We start from the raw sequence: 20,367 nt of genomic DNA on the forward strand, positions 1-20,367 counted from the left end.
GCTGTTCAAATGGGGGGGCTAAAACAGCCTGATTGCATACGAAGTCAACAGTTGGTAGTGTAGAAATCTCGTAGCAGTTCGCTGTGGCTCGATCCTAAGAGCCGCTGCGGTTTCCACCGCCAAGCTTCAGATAATAATGGATAAGTGAAATGGCAGGATCAAATGAGAACTTTCCGGTTATCAATGCGGAGATGCTGGCCTATCTCCGACAGTATGATACCCCGACAATCTGTAACGCTTTGGATATTGCGGCTCCGGACAAGTCGCGCACCGCTGGTTTTACGCGCAGGCAACTCGTCGCACTAGACCCGGATCTGCCTCCCATGGTGGGGTATGCGCGAACGGCTATGATCAGATCGACTAGCTCGTTTTGCCCGGCGGAAAAGCGAGCGAAGGCGTTGGAGTACTATGAATATACTGCTAGCGGGGAAGGGCCGACCATTGTCGTGATCCAGGATATCGATACCAACCCGGGGCTCGGTGCCCATTGGGGGGAAGTGCATACGGCGCTGCATCAGAAGCTCGGTTCGATGGGAGCAATCACTAATGGGTCTTTCAGAGATATCGATGACAGCGCCAAGGGATTTCAAGTCCTAGGAGGAAGCGTGAATCCCAGTCATGCCTACGTACACGTGGTTGATTACGGCTGTGAGGTCGAGATATTCGGCATGAACGTCAGGCATGCCGACCTATTGCATGCAGACAAACATGGTGCGGTCGTCATTCCGCACGAGGTGGTAGAAAAACTGCCGGCGGCGATCGAGACGATCATTCAGCGGGAAAAAGTGATACTGGATGCCGTCAAACACCCTAATTTTGATATTGAAATGCTCAAGGTTGCGGTAGGCAAATCAGCAGATATTCACTGATTTCGATCAATCATTTGGATGAATACTGTTTGCGAGGAGCTTATGAGTATTAAAATCACCTTTCTTGACCGATCAACCATAGCACCGCATGTTCAAACTAGAAAGCCCTTATTCGATCATGAATGGGTCGAGTTTCAATCCACTGCGCCGGATGAGGTTGTACAAAGGCTCAGGGGTAGCGATATTGCCGTCGTAAACAAAGTTACTTTGGATCAAGAAATTCTGGCGCAACTGCCTCAGTTGAAGCTGATCGCAGTGGCAGCTACAGGCTATGACAAGATCGATATCGACTATTGCAGGGGCAAAGGTATCTCGGTATCCAATATCCGTAACTATGCGGTTAATACGGTACCCGAACATGCACTGTCTCTGATTATGGTATTGAGACGAAATTTATTTTCCTACTGTCAGGATGTTAAAAACGGTGAGTGGAAAAAGTCAGGTCAATTCTGCTTTTTCAACCATCCGATTGGTGATTTGGCCGGCAGTCGGCTGGGGATCATTGGCAAAGGTGTGCTCGGTCAGGCCATGGCGACGATTGGACGTGCGTTGGGAATGGACGTGGTTTTCGCTGCTCGTAAGGGGCTCAATGACGTGGGGTTCGGGTTTTTACCTTTCGAGGAGGTATTGGCTACCAGTGATGTTGTCAGCCTGCACTGCCCATTGACACCGGCAACTCGAAATCTAATTGCGTTGCCGGAGCTGCAGTTGATGAAGGAAACGGCCCTGCTTATCAATACCGCCCGAGGAGGGCTGGTTAACGAGGCTGACCTTGAAACCGCGATCGTCGATAAGATGATTGCCGGTGCCGGTTTCGACGTAATCATGGAGGAGCCGCCTGCGGACAACCATCCATTGATAGCACTAATGCGGTATCCGAATTTCATTCTTACACCCCATATCGCCTGGGCTAGTACAGAAGCGATACAGGCGCTAAGCGATCAGCTAATTGATAATATTGAAAACTTTGTGGCTGGTAAACCGAGTAACCTAGTTTATAAAAAATCGCGTAAACCCTCGCCCAGTCGGGCGGGGATATAAGCGGCAGTCGCGATATCGCTTATATATTTTACCTTATTCTTGGATGCTGAGTGTATACAGAATTCTGTTTTATGGTAGCTATTCAGCTTAATTTTTAAATAAGTTCTTGATAGGATTTATGTCCAAATTTAGGGATAACCGACTGGTCTCGGCGTACTGCCACCGAGGCAAGTTCAGAGCCCCTGTCATACTCCAAAGCCCGCCTTGTGCCACCGCATATCTACGGGCGAGGCAACAGCAAAAAAATAGTTCAGGTCCGCCTTCATGAGGAAAAAATCGACCTAAAAAGTCGTGCGATAATTGCGCCATTAATTGACAGGACTCATGGTTCATGAAGATAAGCAACATCGATGTCAACGCCGCCCTGGCGAATGTCAGTCGACATCTCAAGGACGACTCAGCGGTCTCACCATCGCTGCGTGCGGCTATCTATATGATGATGGTGCTGACTAGATTATGACCGGTCGGCTCAACACCAGCAGTGCCAACAGCAGTACGCCACCCTCCCAAGATCCGAACCGGCCCAAGAATAGCCGCAGTTAAGACGAGCGCAAACCGGGTGGGCAACCGGGTCATAGTGGCAAGACACTGCAACCGGTCGACGCGCCGGGTGCGATCAAGACCGTGAAAGTGGACCGGCGTACCTTGCTCAGGGGAAGCGATCTCCGCGTGGTCGGCTACGAGAAGCGCTAGGATTTTCGATTTGGACATTAGCCGCTTCGTCACCGAGTACCAGAGAACGCACAGGAAAAGTGTATCGTGGCACCGTTCCCGGCCGGCGTCGACCGTTCGGTGCAGTACGGCCCCTGCTTGAAGGTGCACGGGGTCTATCTGTTGCAGTACCAACTATTGCTCTACGAACGTGTTCGCGAATACTTCGAGGACCAGACCTGTATCCCACTCAATGCGGGGTTACTGTTCAACTTCAACTAGGAAGCCTTTGACAAGGCGGAGGGCTTCGAACGCTGGGTCAAAAACCGCTTGGGCATGTCGGATCCGATCCACTCTGCTGAAACCAGCATCGACATCGACATCGACATCGACATCGACATCGACGGCCAGCGCCGCAGGCTACGCTATGCGTCCAGTCCAATAACGGCCTGACCTGCTGGTGCCCATATGCAGCAGGGGTACGAAGCCATGGACGAGATAGGTATCGCACCCAGTTTCCAGGGCGCACGGGATATCCGTATGCTCAAGGTGCAGCAAAAGATAGCCGGTTGCTTCCGCTCGATGAACGGGGCGCAGATTTTCTGCCGTGTGCGAAGTTATTTGTCGACGGCGCGTAAGCAGGGCCTGAGTGGTTCTGTGACACTGACGTTGCTATTCGAGGGGCGATTACCGGCCTTCATGACGGCCCCGGCAGATAATGCTGAAGATGCTTTAAATCAAATCGACTACTAGTTACCTTTTATGTTTATAGCCACGAAAGTACGCATTTAGCCTACAGCTGAAGCAGGCGCTTAGGGGCCAGCCAGGGCCGTCTTCATGAGATGTGCGGGCCGCCTACCTGAAGTTCTCAATAATATAGAGTGCCGCCATCACGATGCATGACATGCCGATCAGGTACCTGAGGCTCAAGCGCATCAGCTTGAGCGAGTCGATGCCGTAGCGGCCTTGAATAGCGAGGTTTAACCCCGACAGGGGGCCCGCGACCGTGCCAAAGGACCACGCTGTAAGAAACACCATTGCCAGCAGGGTCGGGTCCGGTGTCATTGGGGCCAGCAGCGAGCCGAAGAAAGCGACGCTGACAATCGGATGGATACCCAATAACGACAGCACAACGATGGCGCAGTAGCAGACGCAGGCCTCGAAGGCGCCGAACGTCTGTATCGGTTGCCAGCCGTCAAGATCGCGTATGACTTGGTCCACACCATACCCCAGGGCGCCTGCAGCCTGGAATAGGGCTATCTCATTGGCCATTTGAGGCAGGCGGGAGCTCAGGTGCTCGGACAGGGCGAGTCGCGGTTTGTGCACGAAAATGGGCAGTAGGATAAATGACAGGGCCGGTGCCAGCAGGGTGATTATCTCAAGTACCGACAGTGATGGTGCGTATCTCAGGGCCAGCAGTGTGGCGCAACCGAGCGCGACGGGTAGATAGAGCCCGTCCAGGCGCATCGGATAACCCTGAAAGTCATGAACGTCCGGCGCTGGGCTGCGGTAAAGCTGATAAAAGGTCAGACCCAGTGCCGTCCCGGCCAGTAGCAGTCCTGTCAGCCACAGTGTGGGGAGGTGTGCGTTTGGTGCGTAGCTTAAAGCGACTGCCGTGGCGGCGAACAGCGGAGACCAGAGTGCTGCTGTGGAAAATCCGCGCACCAGCACCAATGCCTGGGTTGCTGATAACGGGGTCCGGCGGCTTATGCGATCACCGATGATGAAGATAGCCGACATATTGATGACGGCACCAAACACGTGAGTGCTCACGAGTGTCGAGCCGGCTGCACGACGACCACACGGTAGCGGTGTCTGGTCCAGTTCTTCCGGGCGAGTGATAAGGCCCAGAAAGCTCACGGCGACCAGCATTGATATCAAGAGGCTATTGCCAGTGACAAGGCGTTCAGGGTTGAACGCCATACCGTGAAACTGCCCCCAGAGCAGGCAGAGGGCACTGAGACCCAGCAGAATAAGGCATTGAAAGCGGCTGCGTGCTGCCAGTTTTGGCCAGAGCAGCAGCACTGCACTCCAGTAACTTAGGCCCGCCCAGTCAGCCACCTGCACAGGGGCGATAATCTGGACGACAGTGATGGCAAAACCCAAAAGGATCAGCCCGCTGGCCAGCCGGTATCGGTTGCGCATAGTGTTGGGGTCCTGCAGGGGAGGGCACGCCAGTCACAGCTACGCCGCCAGGTGTTGGAGGTGTAGCTGTGCTGTTATAGCCTGATGTGTATCAGGTGGAGCTTGGTGCTGTCTTTGGTTCTTCAGATGCGGGCAACACCCATTTGTAGGCTCCGAGCAGGATCAGCAGGGCCGCGATCGTAGTGAACCAGCTTGGGTAGATTGCCAGCGCCGCAGGTATCAGCCACAGGCACCAGGAAACGTTATCGCGTCCCAGCATCGGTTGGGCAGAGAAGAACGAGGCCGCGCTAAAGGTAAAGCCAAGGCCCGAAGCTATACCCAGGACGATAGACAGAGCACCACCATTACCCAGCAAGCCGGGGTATACCAGCAACAGCATGGGGATCACATAGGCTGCACCGCCCAATCGTAGCGTGTAGGCCGCTACCCGGCCCCAGCGCTCGCCGCTAATCATCGCGGCCACGAATACCGCAACGCAAACCGGTGGTGTGACAACCGATAGTGCTGCGTAATACAGAACGAATAAATGCACTGCCAGTGGATCCAGACCCTGTTGAATCAATGCGGGTGCAAACACCGCCGCGACCAGCACATAGGCGGCTGAGGTTGGCAGTCCCATGCCGGCGATAAGGCAGACGATTGCCATGATAATCGCGATGAGCCAAGTATTGCCTTGTCCCAGCTCCAGGATTGCGCTGGTAATTGCAACGCCGACGCCGGTCAGGTTGATCATAGCAACAAAGACTTGAGCGGCGACCAGTAGGATGCCGACGATCAGTACGCCGCGTCCGCCGTCTTCCAGCGCGCGGAGAAGTGCCTTGCCGATCACCCGCCAGGTAACACCTTCGGTACGGCTGGATATGACATAGGCCAAGATGATGCCAATCATGCCAAAACATGCGGTAAGGCCGATGGAGTAACCTTGCACAATGCCCACGGCCAGCCCCAAGGCTGCGCAGATGATTGGGGACAGGCGACGCCAGTTCAGTGCTGAGCGCCAGTCTGGCAGGTCATCGTTGGAGACGCTGCCGAGATTACGGCGTTTGGCGATCAGGTGAACGGTGGTGAAAATGCCGATGTACAGCAGCAGCGCCGGTATCAGCGCAGAGAAGGCTATTACCCAGTAGTTCTCGCCGATGAGCTCAGCCATAACAAAGGCTGCGGTGCCCATAATGGGCGGTGCCAGCTGGCCACCTGTGGAAGCGATGGCTTCAACGCCGCCAGCGAAGGCTGCTGGATATTTCAGGCGTTTCATCAGGGGGATAGTGAAGTTGCCCGTTGTTGCCACGTTGGCGACTGAGCTTCCGCTGATGGTGCCGAAAAGGCCTGACGCCACGGTGGCAATCTTGGCGGCGCCGCCGGGGGAGCGTCCACCTGCGCGGGCGGACAGGTCGAAGAAGGTTTGACCGGCTCCGGTATGCAGCAGCAGACTGCCGAAGAGCACGAATGCAGCCAGGGTGGTGGATGCGATGCCGACCAGCATGCCCCAGAGGCCGCGGTCAGATAGGAATATGATTTCGGCGAGGTAGTCTATGTCGAAGCCACGATGGCCGAAGGTGCCGGGTATCAGATCACCGAAATAAGCGTAGACGAGCGCGGAGCCAACCAGCAGTGGAAACAGTGGGCTGGTGGTGCGCCGTGCCAGTTCAAGTACGACCAGTAGCGTTCCGATGCCAAGGTAGATATCGATGTTCTCGGCGAAGGGCTGACTGTCCATGATGAACTCGTAATTCACGACGATATAAGTCGTCGCAGCTAAGACCAGCACGCCGGCGGCGGTGTCGAATAGCATGCCCAGCGGGCGCCATTTTTTCTTGTGACCTAGGGGGTAGAGCAGGAGTCCCAAGGTAGTGACCATGGCAACGAACAGCGAGCGTTGCATCAGGGTTTCGAAAGAGCCTAAAAATGAAGTGTAAAACACAAAAAGGCCGATCGTGACGGCCACGGCTGCGGCGGCAATCAAGCGCATGCGGGAAAGAAACGGCTCGTCCTTACCGTCCTGACTAACCTGGTTATTTTGATCGGACATTTGTAACTCTCAGGCGTTTAGATGATTAACAAAGATTCCGAAACCCTTGCCATTTTGGCGAAGGGTTTCGGCGGAAACGGGGCTAGAATCTCAGCGCAGCCGTTCCGGTACCTCGAGTCCAATTTCTTCGAAGTAGCGAATAGCGCCCGGGTGCAGTGGAGATGTCGCGTACTTGAGGGTCAGATCGGCAAGGTTCTTATCCTTGACGCTAGGATAGGCTGCTGCCTGTTCAACGTTGTCTTCCATAACCGCTTTGACGATGTTGTAAGCGGTTTCCTCGTCCAATTCGGGAGAGGCGGCTACACCAATCATGAAGCCCCAGGTTGAGTAGGGGCCGCTGTTTTCCATTTCGCCACCGGGCATGTCGACGATCGACAGCTCCGGCAGTTCGGTGCTGATTAACTGCTTTTGTGCATCGGAGAGTCCCAGTACCTGTACCGGAGTAAACGTAGCGATGTCAGTTGTCAGTGCATCGAAACGGGTGCCGACAGCGGATTTGATAAAGCCGATAGCGCGGTTGTCTTTGATTGCCGCTGCCAGTTCGCCGTTGGAGCCGCGTTTCCAGTCCGGTTCAACTCCAAGCAGCTTGATAACCTCTAATGAGGTGGCTTCGGTGGAGGAGCCGCGCTGGCCCGGTCCAAAGGGTTTGTCGTCGAGTTGGTCGAGGCTGGTTACGCCGCTATCGCGTCGAACGACGGCGTTTTGGGGGGCCAGGCTGTAAGCCCAGAGAAGTTTGGATTGAACCGCGCGGTTTTCAAAGGACTTGATGCCGTTATAGGCGTGGTACAAGGTGCTGGTTGTTACTAGGCCGAGGTCAATCTGGTTGCGCGACATGCGTTTGAGGTTATCAACGGTTGCGCCAGTTTCCACAACGGAAGCACGGTAGTCGGGGTAAGTGTTATTAACGATCTTTACCAATGAAGCAAAGTAGGCGTAGTGGGCCGACTGTGCGTTGGTCGCACCAAATGCTAGGCGCGTTTCGGCTTGAGCTGTTCCTGTCAGGCATGCAGTAGCTAGGCCAATGGCTACAGCGATCGATAATGCTTTCTTGTACATGGGCGAAGTACCTCGGGCAAATTTTATAGTGTTATGGGTTTGCAGTCGTAGATATCTTTAACGTTGTACCAGGTTAAATCGTTTTGAATTCGTATTCATTCTCTTTATTGTGCGTCTGATGTCAAGTGGCGGCCAGTTTGGACGCTCGCTAGGCTAAGCCGCAGATAACTTCAAAACGCCGAGGCGAGGGCCTAGTCCGTCAACCACCTTGGTGGCTGACGAGCGGGTGCCTTCGTTCTCAAAGCAGGCCTTTGACTGTGCGCTCTTTGGCCGCAGCCGGTTTATTTGCTGAGCTGATCCTTGTACCGACGTACGCGGATATCAGCTTGTTCCTTGTGGCCGGCAAAGCCTTCCAGCGCGCACAGACGCGAGCAGTATTCGCCAACCATCAGCGAGGCCTCCGGCGTAACGCGCTGATAGGTGCAGGTTTTGATGAATTTTCCGACCCATAGACCGCCGGTATAGCGCGCGGCTTTCATGGTGGGAAGGGTGTGGTTGGTACCGATAACCTTGTCGCCATAGGACACGTTGGTCTCGCGACCAAGGAATAGTGCTCCGTAGTTGGTCATATTTTCCAGGAAGTAATTCGGGTCCCGGGTCATGACCTGTACGTGCTCGGAAGCGATTTCATCTGCAACCTGAACCATTTCCTCATAGCTGTCACAGACAATGGCCTGGCCATAATCTTTCCAGGCTTTGCCGGCGATTTCGGCGGTCGGCAGTATGGTCAGCTGACGCTCGATCTCGGCGATAGTCTGACGGGCAAAGTCTTCTGAGTTCGTCAGCAGTACCGCTGGAGAGTTATAGCCATGCTCTGCCTGGCCCAGCAGATCGGCCGCTGCCAGTTCGGGGTCGCAACCTTCTGCGTCAGCAATGACCAGAGTTTCGGTAGGGCCGGCGAAGAGGTCGATACCGACACGGCCAAAAAGCTGCCGCTTGGCTTCAGCCACGAAGGCATTCCCCGGGCCTACGATCATGTCGACCGGGGCGATGCTTTCCGTACCCAGCGCCATGGCGCCTACGGCCTGAATGCCACCGAAGCAGTAAATTTCATCCGCGCCAGCCATGTGCATGGCGGCGACGATAGCTGGGCTGGGCTTACCATTGAAAGGAGGCGCGCAGGCGATGACGCGCTTGACGCCAGCGACTTTGGCGGTGAGTACGCTCATGTGGGCGGAAGCGACAAGTGGGTATTTCCCGCCGGGTACATAGCAGCCGACGCTGTTCATCGGGATGTTCTTGTGGCCAAGTGTCACGCCCGGCAGCGTTTCTGCTTCGACATCATGGAGGGAGGCTTTCTGAATTTCCGCAAAGCGACGCACTTGCGTTTGTGCAAACTCGATATCTTTGATGGCTTCCTCAGGCAGGCTGTCGACGCATGCCTGTATTTCCTCTTCAGACAGGCGGAAGGATGTCGGGCTCCACTTGTCGAATTTTTCTGACAGTTCGCGTACAGCGGCGTCACCACGGGTGCCGATGTCTTCCAGAATGTTTTCGACGGTTTGCTGGACTTCGCGGCTGTTGGCGGCAGCCACTTCGACACTAATGCCTGTCTTCAGATAGTTGGCCATGGAATGCACCTCGGTGTGATCGGTTGGTTAGTATTCAGCAGTTACTGATGAATGCGTTGAATTCGTATGCAATCCTATCTAGGCGACCTATTGCCGTCAATATATATGTGAGCTTAAATTGAGTACTTACTATCCAGGTTGTTATAAAGTTCTTATATATCAATAAGTTAAATTATTATCTTTTCAAGATATCTGAACCTTTGAGGAACTGTGCTCGGAGATATCTGGCTTGAAAGGCGGGTGTAAGTTTCATGTTCTGCCGAACATATGGGCTCTACTTAGATGAAATCGTTGAATACGAAATCATAATGCGTTAGAACTGTGGTCCCTTTAATCAAGCGAGTGCCCGCCATGACGATTCCAACAACTCCTTCCTTCTCACTCCAGGGCAAGATCGCCCTGGTAACAGGCGCAAGCAAGGGCATTGGCCGCGCCGCTGTGTTGGCACTGGCGGCGCAGGGTGCGCATGTCATCTGCGTTGGACGTGGACAGCAGGCGCTCGATGAGGTTTGTGCTGAGGTTAAGGGCCTGGGGCAGAGCGCAGAGGCGCTAGCCGCCGATATGTCGTCAATGCAGGATATAGCACAGAAGATAGGTGCATTGCCGAGGGTCGATATTTTGGTCAACAATGCCGGAACCAATATTCCAGAACCCTTTGTCGAGGTGACAGAGGAGCATTTCGATCAACTGGTACAGCTTAATGTTAAGGGCTGTTTTTTTGTTGCTCAGCAGGTTGTGTCTAGAATGCTGGCGAACCGCCAAGGGGGTAGCATTATCAACATGTCATCTCAGATGGGGCATGTCGGTGCGATCCAGCGCACTGTTTACTGTATGACAAAACATGCCATTGAAGGCCTCAGCAAGGCGATGGCGGTTGAGTTGGCTGCTGATGGCATTAGGGTTAATACGATCTGCCCGACCTTTATCAAAACCCCGATGACAGAACCTTTCTTCACCTCGGACTCTTTCAAGCAGGATACTCTTACCAAGATACCGCTGGGTCATGTTGGCGATGTTGAAGATATTATGGGGGCCGTTATTTACCTGGCGTCGGATGCCAGCCGTATGGTGACCGGCTCCAGTATGAAGGTTGACGGCGGCTGGACAGCGCACTAACCCGAAAGCGCAAAGGGTATTTCAACGCTGTCGACTGGACAGCCGCTGATACGAGGTCTGCCCGTGTAGGGACTGGCCAAGTGGCTTTTGTGTTGATCAGTCGGTGTTCTCCGGGCATTCCGGGCCCTGCGTTTGTGACCTGATAGGAGCCTTGTATTGCATCCTGAGTGTTCTGTCCTGCGAGGGGTTGGTGATGCACCCTTCGCAGCAGCATGCTAAGCGTCTACCAACCCAATTTGGGATGGCCGACAGAGGGCAGCAATACTGTTAGCTGTTGCTTGGGGTAACCCTTCGCGCTTGAAGCACGAAGCGGCGTAAACTCTTTACCCGCATCGTCCGGCAAAATCATCCGACACCGTCTCAATCTGGGTGGTAGCCGCGTGCCGAGTGACGTTCTATGGATGGTCGCGATGATGTGAGTGTGAAGCGATCCCAGGTCAATGCGAACTTCATAAAAAACATTCCGTCCACGCACTTGCGCCTGTTTTTGTGGGGTGACTGGCAAATAGGCTCCCTCGCTATTTGCCAGCCAGGTTAATAGTACAGATGGCTAGCTGGCAAGAACCACTTAAAAAGATGATACCTGTCAGATTAAGTCTAACATTGGAATCTTCTTTAGTTAGCCAAGCCAATATTTTTCATGAAAGTGAGATGGGCTTCCAGAGCCTCTGCAGCTAAGTCAGATTTTTTCGCGGCTTCTTCCCATACGTCCTTTGCAGCAACGCGGAATGCGTCCCGATCTTTCTGTGGCCAGTCGATGATGGTCAGTTTGCCGGCTGCCTTGTCTTCGGCCACTTCGAGTCGGTCTTCAAGGTCAGAGGCGCGTCCCAAGGACGTAATCATCGCTGCGTACCAAACCTCCAGTGTTGTTTGTTCGCCAGGTGTAAGCTTGTCCCATTGGTCTTTGCTGATCACAAGCTGGTTCATAGCCATGGAATGTATTCCCGGATAGAGCGGGTACGTAGCTACTTTGTGTAGACCTGCTGACTTATTAGAGGCATACGATGACGCATCTGCTGCCTCAATCAACCCTGTTTCTATAGAAGTGAAAACCTCCGAATAGGGTAGTGAAACAGGCGAAGCTCCTACGCGTGCAAAGAGGTCAGCCGCAAGGCCTTCAGGAGCACGCATCTTGACGCCTTTGAGATCAGCCAAGCCGTAGATAGGCTTAGATGCAACCAAAGCTTCCTTGGTAAAAGTTCCACATCCTACGACATGAAGTTTACCCGGGTTCAGCTTATCGTAGACTTTTTGAAGCACCTCTTTGCCTCCTCCATTCAGACAGAACATTGTGGCTTGCTCTGGAGTGTCGTAGGCTGCTACGAGGTCGCCTAGTATTGCGAAAGCGGGGTCTCGTCCTGAAAAATAGGAAATTGAACTCATATCGCCAGCAATCAATCCTGCTGCTGTGGCATCGATGGTTTCACGGTAGGGGACGATAGCTTGGAAAGGTAAAACCTCCAATTTTGGCCCTTTGTCTCCAGTCATAGCATTGAATTTGCCTGCCCAAGACTCATAAAACGTTTGAACAAAATCACCGGCATTTGCTGAACCTTGAACGACCAAGCGAGTCTGGGCATCGGCTGTAGTAACGGCAGAGAGCGCTAAGACGATTGCCCCGGCTGTAGCTCCAAATTTTTTCATTACGAGCATCCTCAATTAATTTTTTTTATCTGATAATGATATGGTGACGCACTTTAACAGAAGCATAACTAATACTTCGCTCATCATAAAGCCAACTAACCATCGGTAAGGGCCGTAGATCAAAGCCCCATATCTGGTTCCTCCGCTGTGCGTTGTGAGCGCCACCCCATCTTTACCAGGTCGACAGTCGGAATGTGTACACGTTGCCAAGCTATATGTCAGAAGCAAAGATGCCTATTGACTTGCTCGATAAAGTGACGATAATGATCGTAACTGATATTTCAGATCTTCACAAGTCAGATTCCAGATATCAATTGACATTATAATAAGTAGGGTTCATAAAGGTCGCCCAAGGGTGATGAGGAGAGTCGCTTATGTTATCAATAGCAAGAACAAAGCAAGCATCCAAGACACCTAAGCTTAAAAGCTCACTTTCGGATGCCTTCCAAGATAGCGGAGGACTAATGGATCGAGTAAGTCGGCTTACGGGACTTGTTGTAGCGCAATTTTATTTGGTATGTGTAGTCGCTACAGTTTGGGAGGTAGTAGCGCGCTATCTTTTGAATGCTCCAACGAGTTGGGCTTTCGAGATGGTCATAATATTTTGTTCATCGGCTTGGTTGATTTCTAGCGGGTATGTGACCCTGCATAAGCGCCATATTGGAATCACAATTATTAACGACATTGTTGATATTCGATCACGCTGGTTTTTCGAAGCATTTGGCATGGCTATAGGGATTATTGCCTTAACTGTCCTTCTTGATGATAGTATGATGCGGGCGCTTATAGCTATTGATATCGTTGAACGGAGCGGAAGTACCTTTAACTCTCCTCAGCCAACCATTCTTAAAACAGCGCTATCAATTGGGACTTTTATTTACCTTTCCCAGTTGATAGTGAACTTTAGAAATCACTTCAGTAGTCAGGTTTCTCAAGCAGTCGTTGTGCTGTTGGGAGCACTGATATACCTACGAATTGGATCTAATATCGTCGCTCACTATCAGCTTGACATACCGGCTATCAACCTAGTGAACTCACTTTATGAATCATTTACCAGCTTCATTAACCCTCAAGAATTATTGAATGTTCGGTCGTATGATTTGGGTGTCGTCACTGCCTGTATGGTCGGGGCTTTATTTATACTAATGTTGACAGGAATGCCTTTAGGGATTGTGACCTTGTTCGTCTCTATCGTTACGGCATTACTTTTCTTTGGTCCATCTGGGCTTTTCATCGTTTCCTCAAATGCTTTTGGACTGCTTGAACAGTATGCTTTGGTTGCTGTTCCCCTTTTTGTGCTCATGGCGACTATACTTGAACGTGCCGGGTTAGCACGTGATCTTTTTGATGGCATGTCTATTTTTGCGGGGAATCTACGTGGAGGGGTCGCTGTTCAGACAACCGTTGTAGCTGTGGTTTTGGCTGCGATGTCAGGTGTTATGGGTGGCGAAATCGTAATGCTTGGCCTTGTTGCTTTGCCTCAAATGTTGCGATTGGGCTACGATAGTAAATTGGCCATTGGTGTTATCTGTGCTGCTGGATCACTAGCAACTCTTATTCCTCCGTCTATCGTGATGATTGTATTTGGACTATCAGCAAGTGTGCCAATTGGTGACCTTTTCTTGGGAGGACTGTTACCGGGACTAATGTTGGCATCCATGTATTCGGTCTATGTACTAATTCGCTGTAAGATTAACCCCACGATGGCACCAACCGCAGAGGAAGTGGCTAAGCTTACTGGTAAAGATGCTAGCTTAACGAAAGCACAGAAGATTGCAGTCAGCATGTGTGTGGCCTTAGTTTCTGGAGTAATGGGGTCGATATACGCAGGAATCGCATCTGTCACTGAAGCTGCCGGAGTGGGTGTGATCGGTGCATGCGTAATTGCAGCCGTACGTCATGAATTCAATTGGGGTATGTTACAAAAGAGCCTTGTTTCAACGATGTCGAGTGTGGGCACCATTTTCTGGTTGGTAATTGGTGCAGTTGCCTTTGTTGGAATTTATAATTTGATTGGCGGTGCAGCTTACATGCGTAGCTTGTTTTCAGATCTCGGGCTGCCGCCTATCTTATTGATTTTGATCATGATGGTGGTTCTTGCAGTGCTTGGAACCTTCATGGAGTGGATTGCGATCACGTTTCTGACAGTACCCGTGTTTGCGCCAGTTATTAGAGATATAGCACCTCAATTAGGAATGGAACCTGAGTCAGCTGTATTGTGGTTTGGCGTGCTTTTCGTAATGAACGTCCAAATTTCTTTTCTATCTCCTCCTTTTGGTCCTGCTTGCTTTTGGCTTAAATCAGTAGCACCGCCACAGATTTCCTTACAGCATATATTCAGAGGGGTTCTTCCTTTTATTGGCTTACAGTTTATGGGTATTATGGCTGTTCTATTTATACCAGATATTGCGTTACTATTACCAAAACTTCTTGGGTAAAGCTACTTTTGACGTTTTTAATAGTGCGATTATCCCGGCTTGTATTTATATAAATAATAACCATGTTGATATAAATAGGTTATGCAGTATTTAGTGAGTCTATTTGAGAGACGGTTTAATAAATGGTCACTCTTTTGATTTTTATAAATACTAATAAATTAAAATTATTGAAGTTTTTGCTTGCTGGGCAAATATTTGTTCAGCAAGCTATTAATAATCAACCGTCATACTATTTATTATTGAAATAATCACTTACTGAAGTGCCGTTCATATAGAAGAGTTCGCTTTAGTAAATCGCTCAGCTTAATAATACGGCTTTATTGCGTGATGGTTATACAGCGGGCAGCAGTACGTGAGCACTTTACAAGTGAATAGTTCAGCTTCCTGACTCATCGCTATAAAACCTTTCACGCGAAGGATAAGAATAATTAGAGGAAAAAAATATGATTAAAAAAATCACCTCCAGCCACTGGGGCACTGGAGTCGCCGAGGTAGAAAATGGGCAGTTGGTCGGCGTTAAAGCGCATCCTCTAGATCCTGATCCATCACGTATCAACGAAAATTATCTCGATTCGATAGACGGTCCAGCCCGGATACTTCGCCCGGCTGTTCGAAAAGGATATCTTGAAAGTGGCCCTGTGCGAGGGGGAAACAAAAGAGGTAAAGAAGCCTTTGTAGAAGTTTCATGGGAAACAGCGATCGAACTAGCTGCCAGAGCACTAGATTCCACCCGAAAAAATCATGGAAACGAATCGATCTTTGGCGGCTCTTACGGCTGGGGCAGCGCTGGTAGATTCCATCACGCGCAAAGCCAACTTAAAAGATTTTTAAATTGTGCTGGTGGGTTTGTAAGAAGCGAAGGAAATTATAGTTTTAACGCTGCCATTGTATTAATGCCATACATTATCGGCGAATTTTCTACTATGACAAAAAATTCGACTCGCCTTTCAACCATCGCAAAACATGGAGATCTGGTGGTTATGTTTGGTGGTATGCCGCTGAAGAGTGCACAGATCGGTCCGGGAGGAATTGCACGACACCGTTTAAAAGATGAGCTTATTGCCTGCCGTAGAGCTGGCGTGCAATTTGTTAACTTCAGTCCTTTGAAAAATGACGCACCAAAAGAGGTCGAAGCCGAATGGCTTGCCCCCATACCTGGCTCGGATACTGCGATCATACTAGGTCTTTCTCATACACTACTTGTTAATAATCTCTATGATCAGTGCTTTATTGACCGATATACGGTGGGTTTCGACAAGGTCAAAGCCTACTTACTTGGCCTTGAAGACGGTACACCGAAAAGTGCGGAGTGGGCCTGTCGTCAGTCGAATATACCTGCAGAAAAAATTCGAAAACTGGCTAAAAAGATGGCCTCCTCTCGCACATTTATTACTACTGCGGCGGGCGTTCAGCGTGGTGAGCACGGTGAACAGCCTCTTTGGGCGACGGTAACTCTGGCCTCAATGCTCGGTCAAATCGGTTTACCTGGCGGTGGTTTTGGTATCGCTTACGCGTCCGACGGTAGCATTGGACTGATGGATCGGCCAATTCAGTGGCCTTCTTTCCCGCAAGAAAGAAACGCGGTGGATTCTTTTATTCCTGTGGCAACTATCGCTGATATGCTACTTCATCCGGGAGAAAAATACGACTATAACGGTAATAAACTAACGTTTCCGGACATCCGATTGATCTGGTGGGCCGGAGGAAATCCTTTTCATCATCACCAAGATATTAACCGGCTAATTAAAGCATTTCAGCAGCCTGAAACGATCATTGTCAATGAAATAAATTGGACAGCAACAGCTAGGCATGCCGATATTGTTTTTCCGGTGACGACTACACTCGAAAGGACCGATATTGGCGGCGGCCAACGGGATAACGCATTAATTCCGATGCCCAAGATAATTGATCCCATTGGTCAAGCCAGAGATGAATACGATATCTTCACGTCGATTGCCAAGTACCTAGGCTTTGAAAGGGAATTTACGCAGGGTAAGAGTTCACATGAATGGCTGCAAGAAATGTGGAGTAATATTTGCCAGTCTGCGTGCAAAGATAACGTGAAACTACCCGATCTGAGTGAATTCTTAGAGGGGGACGTTATTGAATTTACGGACCCCGCTCCAGATTCGATTCTGTTCTCAAGTTTTAGGCAAGATCCGGAGCGGCACCAACTGATGACACCTAGTGGAAAAATAGAGCTATATTGCGAGAAAATAGCCTCCTTTGAATATAAAGATTGTCCAGGACAGGCAACATGGATACCTCCTACAGAATGGTTAAATTCAAACCTGGCCGAGACCTATCCTTTCCATCTGATATCCGGTCAGCCTAAAGCACGGTTGCACAGTCAGCTTGACTCCGGAGCGTATAGCCAAAGCCAAAAAATTCAGGGCAGAGAGCCGATCTTGATCCATCCTGATAATGCGGCGGGTCTAAATGTTAAGGACGGTGATATCGTTACCGTATTTAACGCTAGGGGATCTTGCCTTGCGGGTGTAGTTGTTACCGATGGAATTCGACTGAATACCGTCTATTTATGTACGGGGGCTTGGTACGACCCTGCTGACCCAATGCAAGAGAGTACGCTGGACAAGCATGGCAACCCTAACATGTTGACACATGACCGAAGGACTTCTCGTTTATCACAAAGTACTGCGGCGCATAGTGCTCTTGTTAATATAAAAAAATATATAGGGGATTTACCACCAATTACGGCTTACCAGCCACCTTTACAAGGGCACCTAGAAAAACCTCGTAGGCCGGCAGTTCCGTTGAGTAAAATCGACAATGTCTGACTCAGTCGCGGACCGACAACGATGAAGAAGCCACGCAGCGCCATCAAGACCGGCCTGTTTACCGCCGACCAGCACCGGCAGAAGATTGACCACCTGGGTTACTCACTGGCCGAGATCAATATGCACATCGACTTTTCCGCGCTGGCCGCTGGGGTGGATCGTGTCGCGGTGCGTCCAGTCAGTGCAAGGGGCGGCCGGCCACCGTTTCCGACTGAAACGATGGTGCGGATTCTGGTGCTCAAGCGGCTCTATAACCTGTCCGACGTACAGATGGAGTATCAGTTGCTGGATCGCATGAGCTACCAACGCTTTTGCGGGCTGACGCAGGCCAGCTACATACCGGACCACAATCTGGACCTTCGAAAACCGGATTGGTGAAGCGGACGCCAAACCCTGTTCGATGGCGTGGCATGATCAACTCATGCGCAAGGGTTATATCGCGTTCGGTGGCCAGGTCATCGATGCAACGCTGGTTCAGCACCCAGGCAGCAGATCCGCCGTCACGAGAAAGAGATTATCGAGCAGCAGGCGACACCGACCGATTGGAAGCCCGTGCAGCGCCGGCAGAAGGGCCTGGATGCCACCTGGAAAAAATATGCTAATAGCCACTTCGGCTACAAGCTGCCGATCAATGTAGACGAGCGCTACAAGATCATCCGCGAATTTAAGACCGACACCGCCGCGGGGCATCACAGTCGGCATAGACTGAGCAACGCTGACATATAGGGGAGGCGCCCTGCCGATGATTGCGAAAGTTTTGAGTTAACGATGACACAGCAGATCAGACCGACGTATCGAAAACCTGACTAACCGGGCGGCAGCAAGGCCGCTCAGCCGATATGGGCCGTACGTGCGAATCTCATTGAGTCCCGAGGTAACTCTTGACCGCCTTCACCAACAGGCCGAATATACGGACGTGATCCCGTCCTTGCGTCAAACCTAAGAACCTTGTAATACAGGAGTAGATCATATGAAGGTTATTATCATCAAAGTAGCGCGACAGGGCGACAGGGCGGCCCTGCGCTTGAGGCTTTAGTCCGGTGCAGTCGCAGTTGCTGTCCATTCGGTATTTTCAGGCGCTGGGTCTGCATCCATTAGTGGAATGCCTCCGCGGTCAGTCAAGCATTTTCTTTTCTCAACGCCTTTCATACAGTGCCACTTCGTGTGACCGCGCCTCATGATCAACCTCGACCAGCTGCATGATGCGGTTGAACAGAGGTGTATTGGATATGGGGAAAGTACTTCACCATTCCGTGTTCACATAGTTAATAAAGCTATCATCTATTCAACTTATAAGAAAATTGCTCGTGCGTTTTCCCCGTCAAAGGTGCTACCTTGAAAATTATCGCAGGTGACTATGAAGAAAGCGCTTCGAGCAGGTTTAGTTTCGCGTTCATGATATGGTTTTTCATACTACACTTTAGCTCGGTGCAATCACGATTAATTAGTGAATTTATTATTTTTTCGTGATCAGTTACGCTTATTTGGTATTGCTCCATGCTGTACGCATCACGCATTCGCATCACCAACAACAGTGAATTTACTTGCCGATAATGATCCGAAATTAGGCGGTTTCCAGAGGAGGTAATCAAAAGGTCATGAAAGCTTGCATCCAGCTTTAAAAATTCGAACAGCTCTTCATTGCCAGGTTTTTTGTCCAATATTTTTTGCATACTACGATTCATAGCTTTCAATTTATGAATTTGTTTATCAGTTATATGTTGAAGGATCATCTCAGATGCGCCCAGCTCAATAACGAGACGAAATCCAAAAGTTTCCTCCAAGTCTGCTGGATCAAGTTCGCTAACGAAAGTGCCACTCCTTGGCTTTACTGTCACCAACCCGTCTCTTGTCAGCTTTTGTAGTGCTTCAGTAAGAGGGGTTTTACTAATTCCAAAAGTGTTACACAGCTCGACTAGGTCCAAACGCATCCCCGCTGGAAAACTACCGTTCAGAATAAGTTCTCGTATCTGTTCATAGGCCTGTTCCCGAACAGATTTTGGTGTAATTTTTAAGTTATCAAACGTTTTCATGAAGTCAAATTACCTCGCTTATCTCAATTCTTAAATCTGACATTTCTCATTGTTATTATATAGGATTAATGTAATGTTAGACAAGGATTTACCGAGTAGCATAAAAATTTATGATTACCCATCATAGTGCTTACAATATACTGTATGAATGTACATGTGTTGTGAGCATACAGGGCCAGCAGGGGGAGGGTGGCAGTGTAAAATAATGTTCCGTTTCAGATGGTCTGCAGGAAAACACATGAAATATATTTGATAAATCAGAGTACTTTATAAATGTCGACTTCAATGTAGGCCACATTTTTTGATTGCCAGAGATTTTAATCTTGATTTTTAGCAAGTGACTAGTTAGTCATAAATTAAATGTGATACTACGATTGAACGGCGAAAGGTAGTCAATGACTAGCAATGATACGCTTCAGTTCGCCATAATAGATGGTGTAGTATCGTCATGAGCTATCAGCAGTTGACCAACGGTCCCATATCAAGATAAACAACTCCGATGAAAATAGATAGAACACGTACGTTGCAGCTAGGCCTACAAAGACGAAGTTATCTAATTAGCGTAGCCGCTGCGGATAAAAAGATCAGTATGGCTGTACGCTAAATTGTGTAGTTGCTAACGAGTACGTAACCTTTTTAATATAATGTCATCGTGGGTATTAGCCTAGCTCTTATATAGGTTAACTAAATCGTGCATGAATAATTGATGCCAATATGGTTGTTCTTTACCTAGATGAAAGCTAGGTTAATAAATAAATGGATCAATAAGAAATAAAATCCCTGGCCGTTGAGTTGCTAAAAGACACCAAGCTCGAGAAAAATATAGGAGCTCGGATTACGTGCAGTAGTTTTCCGGATACACATACGCAGGTAAGATTAACTATCTATAGAGGTGTGTTTCATAGCTCATTTCAAAATGAACTCTTAGACAGCTGGTTTTAAAAAAGTTGTCGTCAATATGGCGGTAGATACAGGT

Annotated in this window: 12 protein-coding genes and 2 pseudogenes; 8 read left to right on the plus strand and 6 right to left on the minus strand. The window is 50.0% G+C overall.

Features of this window, described 5'->3' with window-relative positions:
* The first annotated feature begins 149 nt into the window (after window positions 1-149).
* From KDW95_RS22760 to KDW95_RS23660, 4 genes and pseudogenes are all read left to right on the plus strand, one after another.
* Complete coding sequence (locus KDW95_RS22760; protein WP_255854046.1) at window positions 150-869, plus strand: RraA family protein; 720 nt, start codon at window positions 150-152, stop codon at window positions 867-869.
* A gap of 42 nt (window positions 870-911) precedes the next feature.
* Window positions 912-1,910, plus strand: coding sequence for a D-2-hydroxyacid dehydrogenase (locus KDW95_RS22765; protein WP_255854047.1), 999 nt, complete (start codon window positions 912-914; stop codon window positions 1,908-1,910).
* A gap of 759 nt (window positions 1,911-2,669) precedes the next feature.
* A complete protein-coding gene (locus tag KDW95_RS23655) occupies window positions 2,670-2,843 on the plus strand; it encodes a hypothetical protein (RefSeq protein ID WP_441813620.1) in 174 nt (57 codons plus the stop codon).
* Between the two features lie 237 nt (window positions 2,844-3,080).
* Window positions 3,081-3,314 (plus strand): annotated as a pseudogene (locus tag KDW95_RS23660) (IS66 family transposase); the annotation flags it as partial.
* 102 nt (window positions 3,315-3,416) lie between these two features.
* Here the strand turns inward: KDW95_RS23660 and KDW95_RS22775 are convergent.
* The 4 genes from KDW95_RS22775 to hisD form a co-directional block, all read right to left on the minus strand.
* The gene (locus KDW95_RS22775; protein ID WP_255854048.1) at window positions 3,417-4,706 is read right to left on the minus strand and encodes a hypothetical protein; all 1,290 of its coding nucleotides are present in this window, start codon (window positions 4,704-4,706) and stop codon (window positions 3,417-3,419) included.
* A 91-nt stretch (window positions 4,707-4,797) separates the two neighbouring features.
* Complete coding sequence (locus KDW95_RS22780) at window positions 4,798-6,735, minus strand: TRAP transporter permease (protein ID WP_255854049.1); 1,938 nt, start codon at window positions 6,733-6,735, stop codon at window positions 4,798-4,800.
* 90 nt (window positions 6,736-6,825) lie between these two features.
* Window positions 6,826-7,791, minus strand: coding sequence for a TAXI family TRAP transporter solute-binding subunit (locus KDW95_RS22785; protein WP_255854050.1), 966 nt, complete (start codon window positions 7,789-7,791; stop codon window positions 6,826-6,828).
* 281 nt (window positions 7,792-8,072) lie between these two features.
* Window positions 8,073-9,362, minus strand: a complete 1,290-nt coding sequence (gene hisD / locus KDW95_RS22790) for a histidinol dehydrogenase (RefSeq protein WP_255854051.1) — start codon at window positions 9,360-9,362, stop codon at window positions 8,073-8,075.
* Between the two features lie 351 nt (window positions 9,363-9,713).
* Between hisD and KDW95_RS22795 the strand changes: the two genes are divergently transcribed.
* Window positions 9,714-10,478 (plus strand): SDR family NAD(P)-dependent oxidoreductase, encoded by a 765-nt coding sequence (locus KDW95_RS22795; protein WP_255854052.1) that lies wholly within the window; start codon window positions 9,714-9,716, stop codon window positions 10,476-10,478.
* 615 nt (window positions 10,479-11,093) lie between these two features.
* Here the strand turns inward: KDW95_RS22795 and dctP are convergent.
* A complete protein-coding gene (dctP, locus tag KDW95_RS22800; protein WP_255854053.1) occupies window positions 11,094-12,122 on the minus strand; it encodes a TRAP transporter substrate-binding protein DctP in 1,029 nt (342 codons plus the stop codon).
* Window positions 12,123-12,496: 374 nt separating this feature from the next.
* On the opposite strand from dctP, the gene KDW95_RS23630 reads away from it, so the two are divergent.
* The 3 genes and pseudogenes from KDW95_RS23630 to KDW95_RS22820 form a co-directional block, all read left to right on the plus strand.
* Window positions 12,497-14,560: a TRAP transporter large permease subunit gene (locus KDW95_RS23630; protein WP_370646653.1), complete on the plus strand. Its 2,064-nt coding sequence runs from the start codon at window positions 12,497-12,499 to the stop codon at window positions 14,558-14,560.
* A 443-nt stretch (window positions 14,561-15,003) separates the two neighbouring features.
* On the plus strand, window positions 15,004-17,358 hold the full coding sequence (locus tag KDW95_RS22815; RefSeq protein ID WP_255854054.1) for a molybdopterin-dependent oxidoreductase: 2,355 nt from the start codon (window positions 15,004-15,006) through the stop codon (window positions 17,356-17,358).
* Window positions 17,359-17,379: 21 nt separating this feature from the next.
* Window positions 17,380-18,060 (plus strand): annotated as a pseudogene (locus tag KDW95_RS22820) (transposase); the annotation flags it as partial.
* Window positions 18,061-18,713: 653 nt separating this feature from the next.
* On the opposite strand, the gene KDW95_RS22825 reads toward KDW95_RS22820, so the two are convergent.
* Window positions 18,714-19,391: a GntR family transcriptional regulator gene (locus tag KDW95_RS22825; RefSeq protein ID WP_255854055.1), complete on the minus strand. Its 678-nt coding sequence runs from the start codon at window positions 19,389-19,391 to the stop codon at window positions 18,714-18,716.
* Window positions 19,392-20,367: the final 976 nt, after the last annotated feature.

The organism is Marinobacterium rhizophilum (genome assembly GCF_024397915.1).
Taxonomy (GTDB): domain Bacteria; phylum Pseudomonadota; class Gammaproteobacteria; order Pseudomonadales; family Balneatricaceae; genus Marinobacterium_A; species Marinobacterium_A rhizophilum_A.